Origin of the sequence: Streptomyces sp. NPDC020996 (assembly GCF_040641355.1) — a bacterium.
GTDB lineage: Bacteria > Actinomycetota > Actinomycetes > Streptomycetales > Streptomycetaceae > Streptomyces.
The window spans coordinates 11,545-33,443 of record NZ_JBFADM010000071.1 but is presented as its reverse complement, the minus strand read 5'-3'; the positions used below and the strand labels follow the sequence as shown (position 1 = coordinate 33,443).

The following is a 21,899-nucleotide window of genomic DNA, read 5'->3' as shown; positions in this document are numbered from 1 at the left end:
ACGCCGCGGACACTTCGGAAGCCCCGGACGCTCCCACCACTCCGGACGCCTCGGCCCCGTCGAACGCGTCGAACGCGTCGAACGCGTCGAACGCCCCGGATCCGTCGGACCCACCGGACCCCCCGGACGCTCCGGAGGCTCCGGAGGCCGCGGATGCCCGGGATCCGTCGGACGCTCCGGACGCCTCGGATATCCCGGAGGTCTCGGATGCCTTGGATTCGTCAGTGGCCGCGGACGCCTTCGACTCCCTGGAGGCCCCGGATCCGTCGGACGCTCCGAAAGCTCCGGACACCCCAGACGCGCCGGAGGCGTCTGATGCGTCGGAGACCCAGGACGCCTTGGAAGCCCCGGATGCGTCGAACGCCCCGGATCCGATGGACGCTCCGGGGACGCCGGACACCCCCGACGCGCCGGAGGCGTCGGACACCTCCGACACTTCGGGTGTCCCGGACGCTCCGGACGCTCCGGAAGCCGCGGATGCCCGGGATCCGTCGGACGCTCCGGAAGCTCCGGACACCCTCGACGCGCCGGAGGCGTCCGGCGTCGGGGGGCCGTCGAAGCGGTAGCCGACGCCCCATACCGTATGGATCAGGCGGGGGCGTGCCGGGTCGTCCTCGACCTTGCCGCGGAGCCGGCGGACGTGGACGGTGACGGTCGACAGGTCGCCGAAGTCCCAGCCCCACACCTCGCGCATCAGGTCCTGGCGGCCGTAGACCCGGCCGGGGTGCCGCAGGAAGAACGCGAGCAGGTCGAACTCCCGCACAGTCAGGGCGAGTTCGACACCGTCCTTGACGGCGCGGCGGGCCGCCGGGTCGACGCTCAGGCCGGCCGCGCGCAGGACGCCGGAGGGCCGCACGGGCCGCGTGCGGCGCAGCACGGACTCGACGCGCAGCACGAGTTCGCGCGGGCTGAAGGGCTTGGTGACGTAGTCGTCGGCGCCCACCTCCAGGCCGAGGATGCGGTCGTCCTCGTCGCCGCGCGCGGTGAGCATGATGACCGGTACCGGACCGCGGCCCCGCATCCGCCGGCAGACTTCCAGGCCGTCCATGCCGGGCAGCATCAGGTCGAGGACGACGAGGTCGGGCCAGTGCGCTGCGGCCCGCGTGAGGGCGTCGGGGCCGTCGCCGGCCCGGTCGACGACGTATCCGGCCCGGTCGAGGTATCCGGTGACGACCTCGGCGACGGTGGGGTCGTCGTCCACGACGAGGACCCGGGCCCCGCCGGGTGTGTTCGGCTGCTGCTCCATGACGCCAGCCTCGCACCGCACGCGGGGCGATGCCGCCGCCGGGCCGCGACGTCCTTTTTCCGTAAGGAGCAAGCGCCCGATTCGCCCGTTTCGCGTTCGTAGGGTGAGAGGGGTGACGACCTCTTCCGCCCCAGTACCGGTCACGGCGTCCGTGGACGTCGTCCTGCCCTGTCTCGACGAGGCCGCGGCCCTGCCCTGGGTGCTGCGCCGCATCCCGCCCGGCTGGCGCGCGCTCGTCGTGGACAACGGTTCCACCGACGGTTCCGCCCGCGTCGCCCGCGACCTCGGCGCGCACGTCGTGCACGAGGAGCGGCGCGGCTTCGGCGCCGCGTGCCACGCGGGCCTGACGGCCGCGACGGCCGACATCGTGTGCTTCTGCGACTGCGACGCCTCCCTCGATCCGGCCGGCCTGGTGCCGTTCGTCCGGCGGATCCTGGCCGGCGAGGCCGACCTGGTGCTGGGCAGGCGGCGCCCGCAGACGCGCGGCGCCTGGCCTCCGCACGCCCGGGCCGGCAACCTCGCCCTCGCCCGCCTGCTGCGCCGCCGCACCGGTCTGCGCCTGCACGACATCGGCCCCCTGCGCGCCGCCCGCCGCGAGCCGCTGCTCGCCCTCGGCCTGTCCGATCGGCGCAGCGGCTACCCCCTGCAGATGGTGGTCCGCGCCGCCGACGCGGGCTGGCGGATCGCCGAGTACGACGTCCCGTACCGCCCGCGCACCGGCTCCTCCAAGGTGACCGGGACCTGGCGCGGCACCTGGCAGGCGGTGCGCGACATGAGCCGGGTGCTCACCGATCCGGCCGCCGACCCCTTCGGCGGGCCGGCCGGTGAAGGAGGCGCCGCGTGACCACGCTCCTGGTCATCGCCAAGGAACCCCGGCCGGGGCGGGTGAAGACCCGGCTGACGCCGCCGTTCACCCCGCACGAGGCCGCGAGCCTCGCGGAGGCGGCGCTCGCGGACACCCTGGACGCGGTCGCGCGGACGCCCGCCAGGCGCCGGGTGCTGGTGCTGGACGGAGAGCCCGGCGCCTGGCTGCCGGCCGGCTTCGAGGTGGTGCCGCAGTGCGCGGGCGGCCTCGACGAACGGCTCGCCGCGGCCTTCGCGGGCTGCGACGGCCCGGCGCTGCTGATCGGCATGGACACACCCCAGGTGACCCCGGAACTCCTCGCCGTCTCCGTCGACTTCACCGACTGCGACGCCTGCTTCGGCCCCGCCGAGGACGGCGGCTTCTGGGCGCTGGGCCTGGCGGACCCCGATCCGGCGCTGCTGCGCGGCGTGCCCATGTCGACGCCGCACACCGGCGCCGCGCAGCGCGCCCGGCTCGCGGGACTGCGGGTGCGGGAGCTGCCACGGCTGCGTGACGTGGACACCGTGCGGGACGCGGACGCCGTGGCCGAGTCGGCACCCGGCAGCCGCTTCGCCGCGGTACGAGCGCGTCTCGGGGCGGTGTCCGGGTGAACGGTGCCAGGGGGAGAGACGCCGACGACGCCGGTGACACGGCGTCCCCCACCACAAGCGGCGGCACCGGCCGGCCGACGGCACTCGTCGGGCGGCGATCAGGGACGGCCCCGGTAGCCACGGCGGGGGCAGTGGCCCTGGCCGCCGCAGCCGGGGCGGTGCAGGCTGCGGCGCCGGGAACGGCCGCACACCCGGCCGCACACGGCACCGGACAGACGGCGGCACTCGTCGCACCGCAGCCAGGAACGCTCCCGGCCGCCACGGCGGGGGCTGCGGTCCCCGCCACTGCGGCGGGGGCAGCCCCGGACGCCGCGCCGGGAACAGCGGCGGGATCGGCCGCACGCGGCACCGCGCAGGCCACGCCACGAATCGGGCGGCAGGCAGGGACCCTCCCGGCCACCACAGCGGGTGCGGCGGTCCCGGCCACCGCAAGAGGGGCGGCGGTCCCGGCCACCGCAACGGGTGCGGTCCCGGCCACCGCAACGGGTGCGGTCCCGGCCACCGCAACGGGTGCGGTCCCGGCCACCGCGGCCGGAACGAGGCCGGCTGCCGCGTCGGGAACCGTCACCGCCGCCACCGTGCTGGGAACCGTCGCCGCCGCCACCGTGCTGGGAACGGCCGGGGAAGCGGGCCCGGAGCCGGGCGGGTGGGCGGACGAGCACGGGCCCTGGTCCGCCGACCCGTACTCCGACGCCCTGCGCAGCGGCCGGGGCCCCCTCTTCCTGCGCCGGGCCGACGGCTGGCTGCTCCCCCTGGAGGTGGAGCGCTGGTGCGCGGACGCGGACCCGGCCGACCTGGAGGTGCTGCGGCACTGCGAGGGCGCGGTACTGGACGTCGGCTGCGGGCCGGGCCGCCTGGTCGCGGCGCTGGGCGCACGGGGCCGACCGGTGCTGGGCATCGACGTGAGCGAGGCCGCCGTCGCCCGCACGGTGGCCCTCGGCGGCCAGGCGCTACGCCGCTCCGTCTTCGATCCGCTGCCCGGCGAGGGCCGCTGGGGCACCGCCCTGCTGATCGACGGCAACGTCGGCATCGGCGGCGACCCGCGCGCACTCCTCGACCGTGTGGCCCGACTCCTGTCCCCCGGCGGCCTGTTGATCGCCGAGACGGTGCCCGGGCCGGACGTCGACGAGCGGGTGAGAGTGCACGTCGCCGACGCCCGCGGGAGAGCCGGCCGGCCCTTCCCGTGGGCGCGGCTCGGCACGCCCGCCCTGCTGCGGCTCGCGGGCCGGGCGGGCTGGCGTGCCGACGCTCAGTGGACGGCGGGCGGCCGCTGCTTCGTCACCCTGCGCAGCCGCAGCGCGAACAGCAGCGCCGAGCCGCCGAACAGCACGGCCGTCACCAGCAGCCAGCGGGCGAGGAAGCCGTCCGGGGACAGGCCGGTGGCGGAGGCGTAACGCCCCGCGACCCGCCCGCTGATCAGCGGGAACCACACCAGCAGCAACATCAGGGAGAGGGCCGCCGGCACCCGGACGTACCCGGCCCACGTCCGCCTGCGGCCCACCGCCCGCACCAGGGCCCGGTCCGCCGCCGCGTACAGCGGCAGCAGCACCAGGTCGTGCAGCAGCGCCGCCCCCACCACCCACAGCACGACGCCGGACCGGTCCCCCGCGGACCCGACCAGCCGCAGGCCCGCATAGCCGGCGAGGCCGAACGAGCCGCCGAGCAGCAGGAGTCGCAGCGGACTGCCGATGGCGTTCCCGAGGCGGCGCATCACAGGTCCCCGCATCACAGGTTCCCGCATCACAGGTTCCCGCATCACAGGTCTCCGCATCACAGGTCTCCGCATCACAGGTCTCCGAAGGTCATCCCGGCCACCCACTTGGTGTTGAGCACACCGGGTGCCGCGGGCACGATGATCCGCGCCGGGTGGCCGTGGTCGGGGGTCAGTTCCTCGCCGTTGACGAACAGGGCGAGCAGGGAGCGGGGGTCGGCGACCTGGTTCGCGCGCAGGGCGGCCCGGCGGAAGGCGCCGTGCCGCTGCAACGACTCCACGAGAACGTCGGCGGGGTCGTCGTGTCCGACGAGGGCGGCGAGGTCGCGCAGCCGCACCCCGCGCCACCACTGGTCGGAGGTGGACCAGCCCTCCACGCAGGCGATGGGCAGCGCCGCGCTGTGCAGCGGGAGCCGCAGCAGTTCCGCCCGGGCGAGCCGGACCGTCCCCGCGCGTCCGGTCAGCACCAGCCGCCAGGCGTCCTCGCGGGTCTCGGCCGCCCGGATGCCCGCACGCGCGGCCGTCTTGTTGATCTGGAAACCGCCGGGTCCCGCGGCCGGTTCACCACCGCCGTGCGGCGCGAGGAGGGCGGTCCACCGCAGCCCGTCGGAGGTCTGCCCGGCGGTCGTGGCGAACAGCACCAGCGAGCCGCCCCCGACCAGCCCGAGCGCACCCCGCCGGGACACCGTCGGCTCGGCGGGTCGTGGAGACGTCAACTCACCTCTCTCCGAGCGCAGTTGCCGCACCCCCCGCACCGCGGCCGGGGTCTTCAGCACGGCGTGCGCGAGGAACGCGGCGAAGAACACCCAGGCACCGTAGAAGTGCAGGGGGTAGAAGGAGCCGGGGAAGACGTAGTCCAGCTGGACGTTGAGCACGCCGGTGGTGAACTCGAACAGGCCGCCGCCGACCAGGAGCAGCAGCGAGATCCGCTCCAGCGCGTGCGCGAGGGACCGGGCGGGCGGCAGCGCGAACAGCCGGGGCACGACCGACCACAGCTTGGCCAGCAGCACGGGGATGAGCACGACGCCGAGGGTGACGTGGACGCCCTGGGTGAGCCGGTACAGCCAGTGCGGGTGGGTCGGCCAGGAGAAGAGGTAGAAGCCGAGGATGCCCTTGTCCGGGGTCTTGTCGTTGACCGGGGACAGGTCCGGGTTGTACGCGGCGTACGACAGCAGGCCCGTCACGAACAGCACCGTGACACCACCGAGCAGCACGAGGCCGAGCACCGAGGTGAACCAGGGACCGCGCACAGGGCTGCGCCAGAAGTCGGGCGAGAAGGGAGTCCGTCTCATGCCCCGACCGTAGGTCCGCGGCACCCCCGCGCAGGGCGGCCGATCCATGACGAAACTCTGACGTCAGCCCATGTCAGCGAGCCGGTCCCGGCCCCCGGCCCTAGCGTTCACGGCGTGAACCGCGCCCTCCCCGACGACGCCCTCCCCGACGACGCCCTCGACGACGTTCTCCCCAATGACGTTCTCCCCGGTGACGACGCCCGCCGTGGCCACGGTCCGGCTCTCCGCCGTGACCTGTACGCCGCCGGGGCCGCCGCGCTGCTGGTCGTGGCCGCCGTCCTGGTCGGCAACGCCCTGGAGGACCGGACCGGCTCGCTCCGGGTCGGCCGGCCACCGCTCCTCGCGACCTGGGAGCCGCACGTCGGCCCGGGTACTCCGGCCGCGGTCGCCGTGGCGGTCGCGGTGATCGCGTACGGCGTACCGCTCGCCGCCCGACTGCCGTGGCGGCGGCTGCTGTTCGCGGTGTGGGGGGCGGCGGCGGCCTGGACGTGGTCCCTCGCCCTGGTCGACGGCTGGTACCGAGGGGTCGCCGAGCAGCTCACGACGCGCAACGAGTACCTGCGGGCCGTCGGGCGCTTCCACGACATCCCTGCCGCCCTGCGGGACTTCACCCACCACATCCTCATCGACGCGCCCGGCAACTGGCCCGCGCACGTCGCCGGGCACCCGCCCGCGGCCACGGTCACCTTCGTGCTGCTCGACCGGATCGGCCTTGGGGGTGGCGGCTGGGCGGGCGTCTTCGTCATCACCGTCGGCACGACCGCGCCGGCCGCGGTCCTGGTCGCCGTACGGGCGCTGATCGCGGAGCGGCCGGCCCGCCGTGCCGCGCCCTTCCTCGCACTGGCCCCGGGCGCGGTGTGGGTGGGCACCTCGGCCGACGGTTACTTCGCGGCGGTCGCCGCCTGGGCGGTGGCACTGCTGGCCCTGGCGGTCACGGGGCACCGGCCGGGCGCGACCGGATTCGCGTCGGGCCTGCTGTTCGGGCTCACCGCCTACCTCTCCTACGGCCTCACCCTCTTCGCCGTGATCGCCGCGGCCGTACTGCTCCTCGGCTCCCGCCGCACCCGCCCGCCGCTCTCCCTGCTCGCCTTCCTGCCGGCCGGACTCGCCGTCTTCCCGGCCGTGTTCACCGCGCTGGGTTTCGACTGGTGGGCGGCGTACCGCCTGTTGGTCATCCGCTACCACCAAGGAGCGGGCGGAGTACGGCCGTACGGCTACTGGGTGTGGGCGAACCTGGCCTGCACGGTGTTCGTCGTGGGCCCGGCGACCGCGGCGGGACTGCGGCGCACGGGGGCGAGGCTGCGGCGCACGGAGCCGAGACTGTGGCGCACAAGGGCGGCTGTCACGTCCGGCCGGACGAAGGCCGCCGAGGCGCGCCACGGCGGGACCACTCCTGAGCCCACCGGGGCCGCGACCGAGCCCACCAGGGCCGCGACCCAGCCCGCCAGGGCCGCGACCCAGCCCGGCACGGCGGGAGCCGGCGCCGTCCGGCTGGGGCTGCTGGTCGCCGCCGCGTTGCTCGCCCTCCTGGTCGCCGACCTGTCCGGGATGAGCAAGGCGGAGACGGAACGCATCTGGCTGCCGTTCGCCTGGTGGCTGTTGCCGGCCTGCGCGTTCCTGCCCGGACGGCGCGGCTGGCTCGCGGCCCAGGCCTCACTCGCCCTGCTGGTCAACCACCTCCTGCTGACCGGCTGGTGACCACAGGCAGGTGAAGACAGACACGTGCCTGAACAGGCGTCAGGGCAGCCGCTGCTCCGTCCAGATCACCTTGCCGTCGGCGGTGTACCGCGTCCCCCACCGCTCGGTCAGCCGGGCGACCAGGAACAGGCCGCGGCCGCCCTCGTCCTCGGTGCGGGCGCGGCGCAGGCGGGGTGCGGTGCTGCTGCCGTCGGCGACCTCGCAGATCAGCGCGCGGTCACGGAGGAGGCGGAGCTGGACGGGGCCGGTGGCGTGACGGATGGCGTTGGTGACCAGTTCGCTGACGACCAGTTCGGTGGTGAAGGCGAGGTCGTCCAGGCCCCAGACGGCGAGTTGCCGGATCACCGCGGCGCGGGAACGGGAGACGACCGCCGGGTCGCAGGGCAGCTCCCACTGGGCGACCTGCTCCGGCCCCAGGGCGCGGGTGCGGGCGACGACCAGGGCCACGTCGTCGCTCGGCCTGACCGGCAGCAGCGCGTCCAGCACCGCCTCGCAGGTGTCCTCGGGCGCCCGGCCGGGCACCGCCAGCACCTCGCGCAGCCGCCGCAGGCCGACGTCGATGTCGTGCACCCGGTCCTCCACCAGCCCGTCGGTGTAGAGCACCAGCTGGCTGCCCTCGGCCAGCTCCAGCTCGACCGTCTCGAAGGGCACGCCGCCGAGCCCGAGCGGCGGCCCGGAGGGCAGGTCGAGGAGCTCGACGGTCCCGTCGGGTCCCACGATCGCGGGCGGCACGTGTCCTGCGCGGGTGAGGCAGCAGCGCCGGGACACCGGGTCGTACACGGCGTACAGGCAGGTCGCCCCGACGATCCAGGGCTCCTCCGCTGCGCTGCCCGCCGCCCAGCCGTCGCCCTGGTCGAGCTGCCCGACCAGGTCGTCGAGGTGCGTGAGGAGGTCCTCGGGCGGCAGGTCAAGGGAGCAGAAGTTCTGCACGGCAGTGCGCAGCCGGCCCATGGTGGCGGTGGCGTACAGCCCGTGGCCGACGACGTCGCCGACGACCAGCGCGACGCGGGCGCCGGAGAGGGGTATGACGTCGAACCAGTCGCCGCCGACGCCGGCCCGCGCGGGCAGGTAGCGGCAGGCGGCCTCGACCGCGCTCTGCTCGGGCCGTCCCTTCGGCAGCAGGCTGCGCTGCAGGGCGAGGGAAATGTGATGCTCGCGGGTGTAGCGGCGGGCGTTGTCGACGCAGATCGCGGCGCGGCCGGCGAGTTCCTCGGCGAGCGACAGGTCGTCGTCCTCGAAGGGAGCGGGCTGCGCGCAGCGGTAGAGGCTCACCACGCCGAGGATCACGCCGCGCGCCGACAGCGGCACGGCGATCAGGGAGTGGGCGCCGGCCGGGGGCGCGCATGCGGGCGGCGGCTCCCGGCCGGTCCGGCCGCCCGTCCCGGGCTCCAGCACCGCATGCGTGCCCTCCAGGCTGCGTGCCTGTGGGGCGGCGGCCTCGTACACGACCTGCTCGCCGACGCCGTACGGGTGCGGCGCCTCGCCCCCCGCGGCCACGGCGACCCGGCGCAGCCGCGTGCCCGCGCCGAGCGGTCCCGGTTCCTCGCCACGCAGCACCGTGTCCGGCAGGTCGACGGTGACGACGTCGGCGAACCGGGGTACGGCCACCTCGGTCAGCTCCTCGGCGGTGCGCGTGACGTCGAGGGTGGTGCCGATCCGCCCCCCGGCCTCGTGCAGCAGCTCCAGCCGCCGGCGCGCCAGAACGGCCAGCCGCCCCACGCATGGCTCCCCGACCAGCACCAGTCGCCCGTCGTCGCCCGCGCCCACCCGGTCCGCGACGTTCTCGGGCGGCTCCGACGGCTCGGGCGGCTCGGGCGCCTCCGGCGGTCCGGCAGGGAGCGGCGGGACGACGGCCCGTACGACGACGGCGGCCCGGGCCGGCTCCGCCGTCGGCCCGACGAGGGGAGGCGGCGGCGTGACGTCGAGGGTGGTCGCGCGGGGGCCGCCGAGGACGCGGGCCTCGACGGCGACGCCCGTCTCCCCCGAGGGGCCCTGGACCGGCCGGCGCAGCAGGGCGGCGACGCGCCCGTCGGGCAGTGTGACGTCGTCGAGGGTGCGATGCGGCGACGCGATCAGCTCCTCGGCGCGTTCCCGCAGCACCGCCAGGTCGAGCCGGCTCAGCCGGCCCTCGCCGCCCGGCACTTCCGGCTGTCCCGGCCACCCGCCCGGCTGCGCACCGGCCCGTCGGTACGCGGCCAGCAGCGCACGCTCCCTCTGCGTGGCCTGCTCCAGCAGCCGGGACTCGATGTGCTGTGCTGCGGCACGGACCAGCCGCAGCATCACCGGGTCGCCACGGTCGCGTAGGCAGGTGAGGTCGAGGGCGGCCTCGATGCGTCCGCTGAGCGGATCACGGACCGGGGCGCCGGCGCAGGCGAAGGGCTGCAGCCAGTCGGCGAAGTGCTCGCGGCCGGCGACGTAGACGGGGCTGCGCTCGGCGAGCGCGGTGCCGATGCCGTTGGTGCCGGCCACCGTCTCGGAGGCGTCGTACCCGGGCGCGAACCAGGCCCGGTCGAGGCGGTCGCGCAGCCGCCGGTCCCCGCCGAGCCGCCGGGTCATCCGGCCGTGCGCGTCGCACAGTGCGATCGTCATGCCGACGTCCGTCAGCGAGGCCGCCAGTTCCCGGAGCACCGGGTCCGCCGCCCGCAGGAATCGGTCGTCCATCGCCAGGTCCGGCGTGTAGGGGATGAGCGGCTGATGCGGTCGCACCCCGGAGAACCGGCAGCGCTTCCAGGACTCGAGCACCGGGCCGCGCACGTCCGCCTCGACGGGCGCGCCGCTCAAGAAACGTTCGTGGGCATCGACGAGTCCGCCTATGTCGTCCCAGGAGACGGACAACCGGATCACTTCCCTCACCTGGAGCCGGCCCGGTCACGCGCCGCCTCTCGGCCCGCACCGGCGAAGCCCTCCAAGCATCTTCCACCGTAAACCGAGGTGACCCACGCCACAACGCGGGATCACCGCGGCCCGGCGCCCCCACCAACACCGCCGTCCGCGGCCCGGCGGCCGCACCGCCGCGCGCGGCCACTGCACGAGGACCGCAGTGGGGAAACCCAGGAGGGCGGGGGCGTCAGCGCCGGTACAGCCGGGCCCGGTCCAGCAGGATGTCATGCAGATCGTGGACGGCCCGCGCGGACGAACCGGAGCGGCGGCGCTCCGCGGCCATCACCACCTCCGTGTCCTTCTCCGCGTCGGCGAGCGGACGCCAGGTGATCACGCCGTGGCGTTCCAGCGGGTCGCCGATGACGCTGAAGTCGGGCAGTACGGTCGCGCCCAGGCCCTCGGCGACCATGAGCTTGCCCATCTCGGCGCCGTCGGTGGAGTAGGAGAAGACCGGGGTGCGGCCGCGCAGCAGCCGGTGGATGTAACGGTGCATCACATAACCGGCCCGCATGACGATCAGGGGCTCGCGCAGCAGGGCGTCGGTGCTGACGGCGGAGTGTGCGGCCAGCGGGCTGCCGGGGTGCAGGCAGACGACGGGGCGACCGCGCAGCAGTTGGGTGGAGTCCAGGTCGGGCGGCAGGTCGTCGCCGGTGAGGTAGTTGACGAGGCCCAGGTCGAGGCTGCCCTCGGCGAGCATCCGGTGGATGTCGACCTGCTGGGCGGTGACGACTTCGACCTGGGTCTGCGGGTGTGCGGCGCGGAAGTCCTGGACGGCGGGGACGAGCAGCGGGACGGTCGCGGCATGCACCGTGCCCAGCCTGACCATCCGGCTGACCTGGTGCTGGTGGTCGGCGGCCTGGCGCAGCCGGTCCACGGCCTCCAGGACCGCGGCGATGTGCGGCAGCAGCTCGCGGCCGGCATCGCTGGTGCGGGTTCCCGAACGGTGGCGGTCCAGCAGGTCGACGCCGAGTTCGCGTTCGAGATTGCGCACGGTCTCGCTGAGCGCGGGCTGTGACAGGTGCAGCGCCTCGGCGGCGCGGCGCAGGGAGCCGAGCCGGGCGACGGTCTGGAGGTACTCGAGCTGTTCGATCCGCATGGAAGGTGAACCCTATCAAGGCATCATGGATCCTTAACACGGACTCTCTCGACCGATCGGCACATTGTCTGCTTAAATCCTTCACATGAACCAGCCCAAGGACCTCACGCGTCGACGTCATGTCGACCTCGTGCGTGTGTCCAGCGGCCTCTGTTCGCCTCGCGCCGCCCGCTGAGCGGGCCTCCTCTCGCGCTTTCCCGCCGTGACCCCCAGGTGTCGCCTGCCCGCAGCCGGGCGGCGTCCTTCCTGACCTTCCGCCGGTCCGGCGCCTCCCTTCTTCATCCCCTCACGCAGCCGTGACCTGCCCGTTTCCACCGCCTCGGTCGGTGCGGAACGGCAGCCCACGGCCGGCGTTCCCGTGTGCGCCGCCGCCCTGCCCTCTGTGAAGGAGCCCTCTCATGCCCACCGTGCTCTCCGTCTCGGGAAGCCCGTCCCCGACCTCCCGCACCGGTCGCCTGCTGCGCCACCTCGACACGCGTCTGGCCGGGCAGGGACACCATGTGATCCCGCTCGACGTGCGCACGCTGCCCCCCGAGGCGCTGCTGGGGGCGGATTTCGGCCACCCCGCGATCCAGGCCGCGGCCCGGCTGTTCGAGCAGGCCGACGGTGTGGTGATAGGGACACCCGTCTACAAGGCCGCCTACTCCGGTCTGCTCAAGACCCTCTTGGACCTGCTGCCCCAGTACGCCCTCGCGGGCAAGGCGGTGCTCCCCCTGGCCACCGGCGGCAGCCCGGCCCATGTCCTGGCCGTGGACTACGCGTTGAGGCCGGTGCTCACCTCCATGGGCGCCGACCATGTACTGCCCGGCTGGTTCGTGGTCGACAAGCACATCACGGTCGCCCCGGACGGCGCGGTCACCGTCCAGGAGGACACCGCCCGCGAGGTCTACCGGGTCGCCGACGCCTTCTCGTCCGCGCTCACCGCCCGGCACCACGTCCTCGCCGCTGCCTGATTCCCCGGGCCGGACTCCGGACCACCCAGCAACACCCCCGAAGGACCCCCATGTCCCGCACCCAGCCATCCGCTCGACCACCGCGCTCCCCAGGGAAGAAGCGGCTCATCCTCAACCTCTTCGAGATGAACTGCGTCAGCCACATCACCCACGGCCTGTGGCGGCTGCCGGACAACAACCGCGAGCGGTTCAACGACATCGATTACTGGACCGAGTTGGCCCAGCTGCTGGAGAAGGGCGGCTTCGACGCCGTCTTCCTCGCCGACGTCGTCGGCACCTACGACACCTTCCGCGGCTCCGCGGAGACCGCGATCAAGCAGGGTCTGCAGATCCCCAACAACGACCCGGCCGTCGTCGTGCCGGCCATGGCCGCCGTGACGAAGCACCTCGGCTTCGGGATCACCTTCTCCACGACGTACGAGCCGCCGTTCGCCTGGGCCCGCCGGGCGAGCACGCTCGACCACCTCACCAAGGGCCGCGTCGGCTGGAACATCGTCACGTCCTACCTGCCCAACGCCGCCCGCAACCACGGGCTGCCGGACGAGGTCGAGCACAGCACGCGGTTCGAGATCGCCGACGAGTACCTCGACGTGCTCTACAAGCTCTGGGAGGGCAGCTGGGACGACGACGCGATCATCGCCGACCGGGAGCACAACGTGTTCGCCGATCCGGCGAAGATCCGCCCGATCGACCACGTCGGCAAGCACTTCAAGGTCGAGGGCCCGCACCTGCCCAGCCCGAGCCGCCAACGCACCCCGGTGCTCTTCACCGCGACGCAGTCGGCCGACGGCATCGCCTTCGCAGGCAAGCACTCCGAGGTCGTCTTCACCGGCGGCGGCTCCCCCGAGGCGATCAAGGAGCTCGTCGCCGAGCTCAAGCAGGCCGCCGTCGACGCCGGCCGGACCAGCGACGACCTCAAGGTGATCACGACGGCCGGCGTCATCGTCGCGCCGACCGAGGAGGAGGCGCGCGCCAAGGCCGCCCGCTTCCAGGAACTGTCCGACCCCGAGGGCTACCTCGCCCACACCGGACTGGCGTGGGACCCGACCGCGCTCCCGCCCGAGACCCCGCTCGCCGACATCGCCGTCGAGGACGGCCGGGCCGGCCGCTGGCGGCAGATCAAGTCCGACGGCACCGTCGGTGAGTTCCTGGCCGGCTTCGGCGACATCTCCCGCCACCCGCTCTCGGTCGTCGGCACCCCCGAGCAGGCCGCCGACGCGATCGAGCACTGGCTCGACGACCTCGGCCTCGACGGCATCAACCTGCTCCAGTACCACACCTTCGACACGGCGAAGGACTTCATCGAACTCGTCGTGCCCGTCCTGCGGGCCCGGGGCCGGCTGCGCACGTCGTACGACGAGTCAGAGTCGCTCCGCGACCGGATCTTCGGCCGCGGCGACCGGCTCCCTCCCAACCACCCCGCCACCCGCTACCGCGGCGGCAGGAACCTCCCCCGCCCCGAGGGCATCTCGGACCCGCTCCCCACGCCCAACCCCCTTGCAGAGAAAGCCAGCTGATGACCCACTTCACCAGACCCCGTCTCGCCGTCACCTCCGTCGGCGCCGTACTCACGAGTCTCACGCTGGCAGCCTGCGGCGGCGGCAGCGGCTCCGCCGGCAGCACCGGCGGTAAGCCCGTCCAGGGCGGCACGATCACCTACACGCACGTCCAGGAGCCGCCCTGCATCTTCGGCGGCTGGATCCAGCAGGCCTACATCTCCCGCCAGGTCCTCGACGGCCTGGTGACCGAGGCCGAGGACGGCAGCGTCAAGCCGTGGCTGGCCACCTCGTGGAAGACCTCGGCCGACGGCCTGACCTACACCTTCACCCTCAAGGACGGCGTAAAGTTCACCGACGGCACCCCGGTCGACGCCGAGGCCGTCGCCTACAACTTCAACCAGTTCGAGAAGAGCGACCTCAACGGCACCGCCAAGGTGTCGATCGACCCCTACTTCAAGAACGCCGAGGCGATCGACGCGACCCACGTCGCCATTCACCTCACCAAGCCCTACCCCGAGTTCCTCCGCCTGATCACGCAGGGCTACTTCGGCATCCAGTCCGAGCACGCGCTCAAGACCCGGACGAAGGAGCAGAACTGCGAGCAGCCGATCGGCTCCGGCGCCTTCACGGTCGAGAAGTGGAACAAGGGCCAGAACGTCGTCTTCAAGCGGAACCCCCACTACACCTCGTGGCCCGCGACCGCGAAGCACCACGGCCCGGCGTACGTCGACAAGATCGACTGGAAGTTCGTCGCCGACGGCACCTCGCGCTACGCCTCGCTGACCACCGGCCAGTCCGACGTGGTCTACGAGGTCCCGACCGTCAACTGGAAGGACGCCCAGGCCAAGTTCAAGAACACGATCCGCTACATCACCCCGGGTCACCCGGTCTCGTTCTACCTCAACACCGCGAAGGGGCCGTTCAGGGACAAGCTCGTCCGGCAGGCCTTCGCCTACGCCGCCGACCGCAAGGCCGCGGTCAAGGCGGGCTTCCACGACGTGATCCCCTACGAGCCCAACCCCGCGGTCTCGCAGTCGACCCCCGGCTACCTCGGCACCGACCCGTACCCCTACAACCCCGGCAAGGCCGCCCAGCTGCTGAAGCAGGCCGGCTGGAAGAAGGGCGCCGACGGCATCTACGCCAAGGGCGGCCAGAAGCTGAAGGTCCGGCTCGTCTACGGAGCGGGATACATCTTCACCAGCGAGGGCGCGACCGTCCTGCAGGCGCTCCAGGAGCAGTGGAAGCAGAACGGTTTCGGCGTCACCCTCGTCCCCGCCACGCAGGCCGAGGCATGGGGCGGCAAGTACAGCGGCCCGGACGGCTACGACGCGCAGGCGTCGTACTGGACCAGCCCCAGCCCGGCGATCCTCTGGATCGTCTGGCGTGAGTCCACCAAGGACAACCCGAACGGCAACAACCAGTCGTTCTACAACAACTCCACGCTCACGAAGCTGATCGACAAGGCCAACACCAACACCGACACCGCCGCCGGGTTCGGCCAGTACAAGCAGGCCCAGAAGATCATCAACGACGACGCGGCAGGCGTCGGGCTCTACACCCAGAACACGCTGATCGCCGTCTCGAACAAGCTGCACGACTTCTGGGTCGAGAAGAGCCAGGGCGAGCCGGTGTTCTCCGACGCGTACTTCACCGGCAAGCAGTGATTCGAGGTCTGTCATGACTGCCATCACCCCTGACCCGGCGTCGCTCGCGACGCCGAGGCGGCCCGCGTGGGCGACCGCGCGGGCCGCCCGCAGGGCCGCCGTCAAGATCGCCTCGGCGGTCGGCGTGCTCCTCGCGGCGGCCTCCCTGGCCTGGTTCGCCCAGATCCTGATCCCGGGCGACCGCGCGACGGCGATCCTCAACATGCGCAACGGCAAGCAGCAGAACTACTCCGCGGCCCAACTGGCGCCGGTGCGGCACGAGTTCGGCTTCGACCACCCGCTGGTCTCCCAGTGGCTGCACTACCTCGGCGGCTTCTTCAAGGGCGACCTGGGCACGTCCTACACGCAGTACCAGCCGGTCACGCAGGTGATCGGCGCCCAGATCGTGCCGAGCCTCGTACTGACCGTCTCGGCGCTCGTCGTGGCCTGGGTGATCGCGCTCGCGGTCTCGCTGCTCACCGTGAAGCGCGGACGGGCCCTGGAAGGACTCGGCTCGGTCTTCGAGGCGTTCACCGCGAGCCTGCCGCACTACTGGGTGGGCGTCATCCTGCTGGTGGTCCTCGCGGTGAAGATCCCGCTCTTCCCCGTCATCAGCGGCTCGGGCGCCTCGGGCCTCGTCCTCCCGGTGCTCACCCTGGCGATCCCGCTCAGCGGATTCCTCGGGCAGGTCATCCGTGACGAGCTCGACAAGGTCCTCGACCAGCCGTTCGTCACCACCGCCCGTACCCGGGGCATGAGCGACACCGCCGTACGCCTCCGGCACGCGCTGCGGCACGCGGTGCTGCCGGCGGTCACCCTGTCGGGCTGGGCGCTCGGCGCGCTCGTCTCGGGCGCGGTCATCGTGGAGAACATCTACGGGCGGCCCGGCATCGGCATGGTCCTCAACACCGCGGTCAGCACGCGCGACGTCCCGACCGTCGCCGGAGTCGTCGTGGTCGTCGCCGCGATCTACGTCGTCGCCAACCTCCTCGTCGACCTCGCCTACACCGCCATCGACCCAAGGTTGCGTGCCTAATGACCACCGTCTCGCTCAGCCCCGACCCGGTCAGCGCGGAGGCGGCCGAGCCCCGGCGGGCCGTCCGCCGGAGCCTCGGCCTCGGTCTCGGCGCGACCCTCTCGGCCGTGTTCACAGCGCTCGTCGTGCTGGCCGCGATCGCGCCCGGCGTCCTCGCCACCACGACGCCGACCCACGTCGACCTGACCGACGCCCTCGCCGCGCCGTCGTGGCACCACCTCTTCGGCACCGACGAGGCCGGCCGCGACGTCTTCAGCCGAGTCGTCCACGGCACCCGGCTCTCCCTCGGGATCGGCCTCGGCGCCACCGCGATCGCCATGGGCCTGGCCATCGTGCTCGGCTTCGTCTCGGCACTCGCCGGCGGCGTGGTGGACACGGTCATCACCCGCGTCCTCGAAGTCCTGTTCGCCTTCCCGTCGCTGCTGGCGGCACTGCTCGTGATCTCCGTCTTCGGGCCGTCGGTCAAGACGTCGATCATCGCGGTCGGGATCAGCTCCATGCCGGGTTACGCCCGCATGGTGCGCGGCCAGGTCCTCAACGTGCGCCAGGCCGGCTACATCGAGTCGGCCCACGCCCTGGGGCACAGCAGGTGGACGGTCCTGCGCCACCACCTCTTCCCCAACGCCATGCGCCCGCTGGTCGCGGTCGTCACCCTCGGCGTCGGACAGTCCATCGTGTGGGCCTCGTCCCTGGCCTTCCTCGGCCTGGGCGTCCCGCCGCCGAGCCCCGAGTGGGGCGCACTCCTCGACTCCGGGCGCAACTACATCACCACCCAGTGGTGGCTCGAGGTCCTCCCGGGCCTCGTGATCGTCCTCTTCGCCATCTCGGTCACCACCCTCGGCCGGGCGATCCGACAGCGACTGGAAGGAGCGGCCCGATGACCGTCTCGCCGCCCACCACCGAAACCGCAGCCGGCGACACCATCACCGACGAGGCCGTGACCCGACAGTCCGCCCGTCCCGACGAAGCGGCCCCCGACGCGCCGCTGCTCAGCGTCGAGGGGCTCCGCGTCCGGTTCGGCGATCGCGAGGTCGTCCACGGCATCTCCTTCGCCGCCCACCCGGGCCGCTGCCTGGCGATCGTGGGCGAGTCCGGCTCCGGCAAGTCCGTCACCGCCCGTACGCTCGTCGGCCTCACCGGCGGCGACTCACGGGTGAGTGCGGACCGGATGACACTCGACGGCCTGGACCTCACCCGCCAGAGCGAACGCGCCTGGCGCCGGATCCGGGGCAAGGAGGTCGGCTTCGTCCTCCAGGACGCGCTCGTCTCCCTCGACCAGCTCCGCAAGGTCGGTGACGAGGTCGCGGAGCCGCTCAAGCTCCACGGCGTCGGCACCAGGGCGTCGCGCAAGGCCAAGGCGATCGAGCTCCTCGACTCGGTCGGCGTGCCCGAGCCCGAGGTGAAGGTGCGCCAGCGGCCCTACGAGCTGTCCGGCGGCCTGCGCCAGCGCACGCTCATCGCCGGCGCGATCGCCCTGGACCCGCCGCTGCTCATCGCCGACGAGCCGACGACGGCCCTCGACGTCACCATCCAGGCCCAGATCCTCGACCTGCTCATCGAGGCCAAGGAGCGCGGCCGGGCGATCATCCTGATCAGCCACGACCTGTCCGTCGTGGCCCGCCTCGCCGACGACATCGCGGTGATGAAGGACGGCGAGATCGTCGAGCAGGGTCCCGCGCACGAGATCCTGCGCGACGCGCGACACCCCTACACCCAGGCGCTGCTCGACGCGGTGCCGTCGGAGCACACCCGCGGCCAGCGGCTGGTGAAGCCGGCCGACGACGGCGACGCCGCCGGCTCGCCATCCGTCCGCACCCGCAAGGCGGTCGAGCGGGACCGCCCGGTCATCGACGCCCGCCACCTCACCAAGGTCTACACCGGCCCGGACAAGATCGACCGCACCGTCGTCGACGACGTCTCCTTCGAGCTCTTCCAGGGGGAGACGCTCGGCATCGTCGGCGAGTCCGGCTCCGGCAAGACCACCACCGCCCGGATCGCGCTGTCGCTGATCAGTCCGACCGCCGGCGAGGTGCTGCTGCACGGCCAGGCCTGGTCCAGCCTCACCCAGGCGCAGCGCCGCCCGCTGCGCCACCGGATCGGCGTGGTCTACCAGGACCCGCTGAGCTCCTTCGACCCCCGGTGGCCGGTCGGGCGCATCCTCACGGACGCGTTGGCCACCGGGCCCACCCCGCCCTCCTCGCGGGCGGAGGCGCGCGGCAGGGCCGTCAGGCTCCTGGAGCAGGTCGGGCTCCGCGAGGAGCACTTCGACTCGGCCCCGCTGCGCCTGTCGGGTGGCCAGCGCCAGCGCGTCGCCATCGCGCGGGCGCTGGCCCCCGAGCCAGGCGTCATCGTCTGCGACGAGCCGGTGTCGGCCCTCGACGTCTCGATCCAGGCGCAGGTGCTCGACCTGCTCACCGACCTCCAGGACGAGCTCGGCGTCTCCTACCTCTTCATCTCCCACGACCTGGGCGTGATCCACCACATGAGCGACCGGATTCTCGTCATGAAGGACGGCAAGGCCGTCGAGTCGGGCACCGCGGACGACGTCTTCGAACGCCCTCGGCACGACTACACCCGGCGGCTCCTCACCGCCCTGCCCCGGATCTCGCAGGCATGAGCGGCGACACCCTCGGCGGAGGGATCACCGACGCGGAGCTGAGCGAGCGGTTCGAGCCGGTCTTCGAGGAGATCGCCCGCGGCGCGATCGACCGCGAGGCCGACCGCGGACTGCCGTACGACGAGGTGGAGGCGCTGCGGACGGCCGGCTTCGGCCGGGTCCGGGTGCCCGTGGAGTTCGGAGGGCTGGGTGCGAGCCTGCCGCAGTTCTTCCGCCTGCTCATCGCGCTGGCGGAGGCGGACTCCAACCTGCCGCAGCTGTGGCGGGGCCACATCGGCTTCGTCGAGTCGCTGCTGGTGCACCACGACCCGGAACTCCGGGAGCGCTGGCTGCGGCGGGTCTCGGCGGGCGCCATCGTGGGCAACGCCCAGTCGGAGCAGGGCAACGGCTCCTTCTGGGAGAACGCCACCACGGTCCGCGCGGCCGGCTCCGGCGACGCCGCCGGCTGGTCGCTGAGCGGCAGGAAGTTCTACTCCACCGGGAGCCTGTTCGCCGACTGGATCCAGACGACCGCGACGCTCGACGCCGAGCACAGCGCCAACGTCCTGGTCCCGGCCGGCGCCCCGGGTGTGAGCCGGATCGACGACTGGGACGGTTTCGGCCAGCGCCTGACCGGGTCGGGCACGACGGTCTTCGACGACGTCCGGATCGCGCCCGAGGACGTCGAGGTCTACCCCAACGGCGCCTTCCGCGGGACGACGCTGTTCGCGGTCTTCCAGCTCATCCACCTCGCCACGCTGTCGGGCATCGCGCGGGCGGCCGTCCGCGACATCACCGCCTTCGTCCAGCAGCGTGGGCGCAACCTCGCCAACCCGCTGTACCCCCAGCCGCGGCTCGACCCGCAGATCCAGCAGGTCGTCGGACGCGTCCGGTCGAAGTCCTTCGGCGCCTGTGCGACGACACTGGCGGCCGTCGACGAGCTCGACCGGGTGCACCGGGCCCAGCTCGGGCAGGAGGCCACCCCCGAGCTCTTCGACGCCGCGGACCTCGCGGTGTTCGCGGCCCAGACGGCGGTCATCGAGCTCGTGCTCGACCTGACGACGGAGATCTTCGAGGTCGGCGGCGCGTCGGCGGTGACCGAGCGCTTCCGGCTCGACCGGCACTGGCGCAACGCCCGCACCCTGGCCTCGCACAACCCGCTGATCTACCGCCAGACGATCGTGGGCGACGCGGCGCTCAACGGCACCTCGCCGAGCGAGTGGATCACCCGCACCTGGCAGGCCGTACAGGCGAACCGGACGAGCAGCCTCAGCGACAGTGCCACCGCCCACACCCACGACACCGCACACATCACCGCGCACAGGAGTGCCTCATGACCCTCAGCACCACCCCCGCCAAGCGCAAGCGCCTGTTCCTCAACGCCTTCGTGATGAACACGACGAGCCACATCCACCACGGCCAGTGGCGCCGCCCGGACGCCCAGCAGCACAACTTCAACGACGTCGAGACATGGATCAGCCTCGCCAAGATCCTGGAGGAGGCGAAGTTCGACTCGATGTTCTTCGCCGACGTCGTGGGCCTCTACGGCGACGCCGAGGCCGACTACTCGGTCTACGTCAACGAGGGCCTGCAGATCCCCAGCAACGACCCGGCCGTGCTCGTCGGGGCTCTGGCCGCGCACACCAAGCACATCGGCCTGGCCGTCACCAGCAACGTCTTCCAGCAGCACCCGACCAACTTCGCCCGCCAGCTGACCACCCTGGACCACATCTCCAAGGGCCGCATCGCGTGGAACATCGTCACCGGCACCCAGGACAACGGCTACCGCAACTTCGGCTACGAGGCGCTGGAGGACCACTCCGAGCGCTACCGCTGGGCAGACGAATTCGTCGACGTGACCTACAAGCTGTGGGAGGGCTCCTGGGACGACGGCGCGCTGGTCCAGGACAAGGCGGGCAGCCGGCACGCCGACCCGAGCAAGATCCACAAGATCTTCCACTCCTCGCCGCGCTACCGCGTCGAGGGCCCGTTCCTCCCGGCCCCCTCGCCGCAGCGGACGCCGCTGCTCTTCCAGGCCGGCTCGTCGGGCCCGGGCCGCGACTTCGCCGCCCGCAACGCCGAGGCCGTCTTCCTCATCGCCCCGACGCCGGAGATCGCCCGCCAGCAGATCGAGGAGACCCGCGCGCTCGCCGTGTCGTACGGCCGTGACCCGCACGACATCACCTTCCACCAGGGGCTCTCCTTCGTCATCGGCGACACCGAGGAGGAGGCCCGCGAGAAGTTCGCGTGGTACCAGCAGTACGTCAGCTCCGACGGCTACGCCGCGCACTCCGCGATCGTCGACAAGGCCGGCCGGGTCTACCCCGCCGACACGCCGCTGAGCCAGGTCGACACCAACACGGTCAAGGGCTTCCTGGAGCACCTGCGCAAGCACATCACCGACCGCGAGCCGACCGTCGGCGACCTGGCCATCCAGCGGCTCGAGGACACCGTGGTCGTGGGCACGCCCGAGCAGATCGCCGACGCCGTCGAGCTGTGGCAGGCCGCCGGCGTCGACGGCATCAACGTCATCAACTGGGTGATCCCCGGGTCCTTCCAGGAGTTCGCCGACAAGGTCCTGCCGGTGCTGCGCGAGCGGGGCCTCGCCCAGAGCGAGTACGGCGAGGGCACGCTGCGCCGCAAGCTGTTCGGCCAGGACCGGCTCTCCGAGCGTCATCCGGCGGCCCGTTACCGCGGAGCCTTCACGAACGGCCCGCGCAGCTGGGCCGAAGCGGAACAGGCTGCGGAACAGGCCGCGCTGACGCCCAGTCACTGATCCGGGAAAGGGTGCACA

General features: G+C 72.9%; 16 protein-coding genes and 1 pseudogene. 13 read left to right on the top strand and 4 right to left on the bottom strand.

Going from position 1 to position 21,899, the window contains the following annotated elements; all coding sequences use genetic code 11:
• Nucleotides 1–553: 553 nt before the first annotated feature.
• Nucleotides 554–1,246: pseudogene (locus AB0G63_RS33525) on the bottom strand (response regulator transcription factor); the annotation flags it as partial.
• Nucleotides 1,247–1,349: 103 nt separating this feature from the next.
• On the opposite strand from AB0G63_RS33525, the gene AB0G63_RS33520 reads away from it, so the two are divergent.
• From AB0G63_RS33520 to AB0G63_RS33510, 3 genes are all read left to right on the top strand, one after another.
• The gene (locus tag AB0G63_RS33520; protein ID WP_360758216.1) at nt 1,350–2,090 is read left to right on the top strand and encodes a glycosyltransferase family 2 protein; all 741 of its coding nucleotides are present in this window, start codon (nt 1,350–1,352) and stop codon (nt 2,088–2,090) included.
• Nucleotides 2,087–2,701: a DUF2064 domain-containing protein gene (locus AB0G63_RS33515; protein WP_360758214.1), complete on the top strand. Its 615-nt coding sequence runs from the start codon at nt 2,087–2,089 to the stop codon at nt 2,699–2,701. The genes AB0G63_RS33520 and AB0G63_RS33515 overlap by 4 nt, the downstream gene beginning before the upstream one ends.
• A 608-nt stretch (nt 2,702–3,309) precedes the next feature.
• Nucleotides 3,310–4,095 (top strand): methyltransferase domain-containing protein, encoded by a 786-nt coding sequence (locus tag AB0G63_RS33510; RefSeq protein WP_360758237.1) that lies wholly within the window; start codon nt 3,310–3,312, stop codon nt 4,093–4,095.
• Nucleotides 4,096–4,486: 391 nt separating this feature from the next.
• Here AB0G63_RS33510 and AB0G63_RS33505 read toward each other — a convergent pair whose 3' ends face one another.
• Nucleotides 4,487–5,704: a molybdopterin-dependent oxidoreductase gene (locus tag AB0G63_RS33505; protein WP_360758212.1), complete on the bottom strand. Its 1,218-nt coding sequence runs from the start codon at nt 5,702–5,704 to the stop codon at nt 4,487–4,489.
• A 234-nt stretch (nt 5,705–5,938) separates the two neighbouring features.
• Here AB0G63_RS33505 and AB0G63_RS33500 point away from each other — a divergent pair, with 234 nt between their 5' ends.
• Entirely contained in the window at nt 5,939–7,402 is a 1,464-nt protein-coding gene (locus AB0G63_RS33500) for a hypothetical protein (protein ID WP_360758235.1), read from the top strand.
• Between the two features lie 39 nt (nt 7,403–7,441).
• Here AB0G63_RS33500 and AB0G63_RS33495 read toward each other — a convergent pair whose 3' ends face one another.
• Nucleotides 7,442–10,246 carry a SpoIIE family protein phosphatase gene (locus tag AB0G63_RS33495; protein WP_360758210.1) on the bottom strand — a complete coding sequence of 935 codons (2,805 nt, stop codon included), beginning with the start codon at nt 10,244–10,246 and terminating at the stop codon, nt 7,442–7,444.
• 223 nt (nt 10,247–10,469) lie between these two features.
• On the bottom strand, nt 10,470–11,378 hold the full coding sequence (locus AB0G63_RS33490) for a LysR family transcriptional regulator (protein WP_360758207.1): 909 nt from the start codon (nt 11,376–11,378) through the stop codon (nt 10,470–10,472).
• Nucleotides 11,379–11,463: 85 nt separating this feature from the next.
• Between AB0G63_RS33490 and AB0G63_RS33485 the strand changes: the two genes are divergently transcribed.
• The 9 genes from AB0G63_RS33485 (at nt 11,464) to AB0G63_RS33445 (ending at nt 21,881) form a co-directional block, all read left to right on the top strand.
• Entirely contained in the window at nt 11,464–11,553 is a 90-nt protein-coding gene (locus AB0G63_RS33485; protein WP_360758204.1) for a putative leader peptide, read from the top strand.
• Between the two features lie 223 nt (nt 11,554–11,776).
• Nucleotides 11,777–12,331: an NADPH-dependent FMN reductase gene (gene ssuE / locus AB0G63_RS33480; protein WP_360758201.1), complete on the top strand. Its 555-nt coding sequence runs from the start codon at nt 11,777–11,779 to the stop codon at nt 12,329–12,331.
• Between the two features lie 50 nt (nt 12,332–12,381).
• Nucleotides 12,382–13,848 carry an NtaA/DmoA family FMN-dependent monooxygenase gene (locus tag AB0G63_RS33475; protein ID WP_360758197.1) on the top strand — a complete coding sequence of 489 codons (1,467 nt, stop codon included), beginning with the start codon at nt 12,382–12,384 and terminating at the stop codon, nt 13,846–13,848.
• Nucleotides 13,848–15,494, top strand: a complete 1,647-nt coding sequence (locus AB0G63_RS33470) for an ABC transporter substrate-binding protein (protein WP_360758194.1) — start codon at nt 13,848–13,850, stop codon at nt 15,492–15,494. Before AB0G63_RS33475 ends, AB0G63_RS33470 begins: the two co-directional genes overlap by 1 nt.
• Before the next feature lie 13 nt (nt 15,495–15,507).
• Nucleotides 15,508–16,509, top strand: coding sequence for an ABC transporter permease (locus AB0G63_RS33465; RefSeq protein ID WP_360758192.1), 1,002 nt, complete (start codon nt 15,508–15,510; stop codon nt 16,507–16,509).
• The gene (locus tag AB0G63_RS33460) at nt 16,509–17,390 is read left to right on the top strand and encodes an ABC transporter permease (protein ID WP_360758188.1); all 882 of its coding nucleotides are present in this window, start codon (nt 16,509–16,511) and stop codon (nt 17,388–17,390) included. The genes AB0G63_RS33465 and AB0G63_RS33460 overlap by 1 nt, the downstream gene beginning before the upstream one ends.
• Nucleotides 17,387–19,126, top strand: coding sequence for an ABC transporter ATP-binding protein (locus AB0G63_RS33455; RefSeq protein WP_360758186.1), 1,740 nt, complete (start codon nt 17,387–17,389; stop codon nt 19,124–19,126). The genes AB0G63_RS33460 and AB0G63_RS33455 overlap by 4 nt, the downstream gene beginning before the upstream one ends.
• Entirely contained in the window at nt 19,123–20,442 is a 1,320-nt protein-coding gene (locus AB0G63_RS33450; RefSeq protein ID WP_360758184.1) for an acyl-CoA dehydrogenase family protein, read from the top strand. The genes AB0G63_RS33455 and AB0G63_RS33450 overlap by 4 nt, the downstream gene beginning before the upstream one ends.
• Nucleotides 20,439–21,881, top strand: coding sequence for an NtaA/DmoA family FMN-dependent monooxygenase (locus AB0G63_RS33445; protein ID WP_360758181.1), 1,443 nt, complete (start codon nt 20,439–20,441; stop codon nt 21,879–21,881). Before AB0G63_RS33450 ends, AB0G63_RS33445 begins: the two co-directional genes overlap by 4 nt.
• Nucleotides 21,882–21,899: the final 18 nt, after the last annotated feature.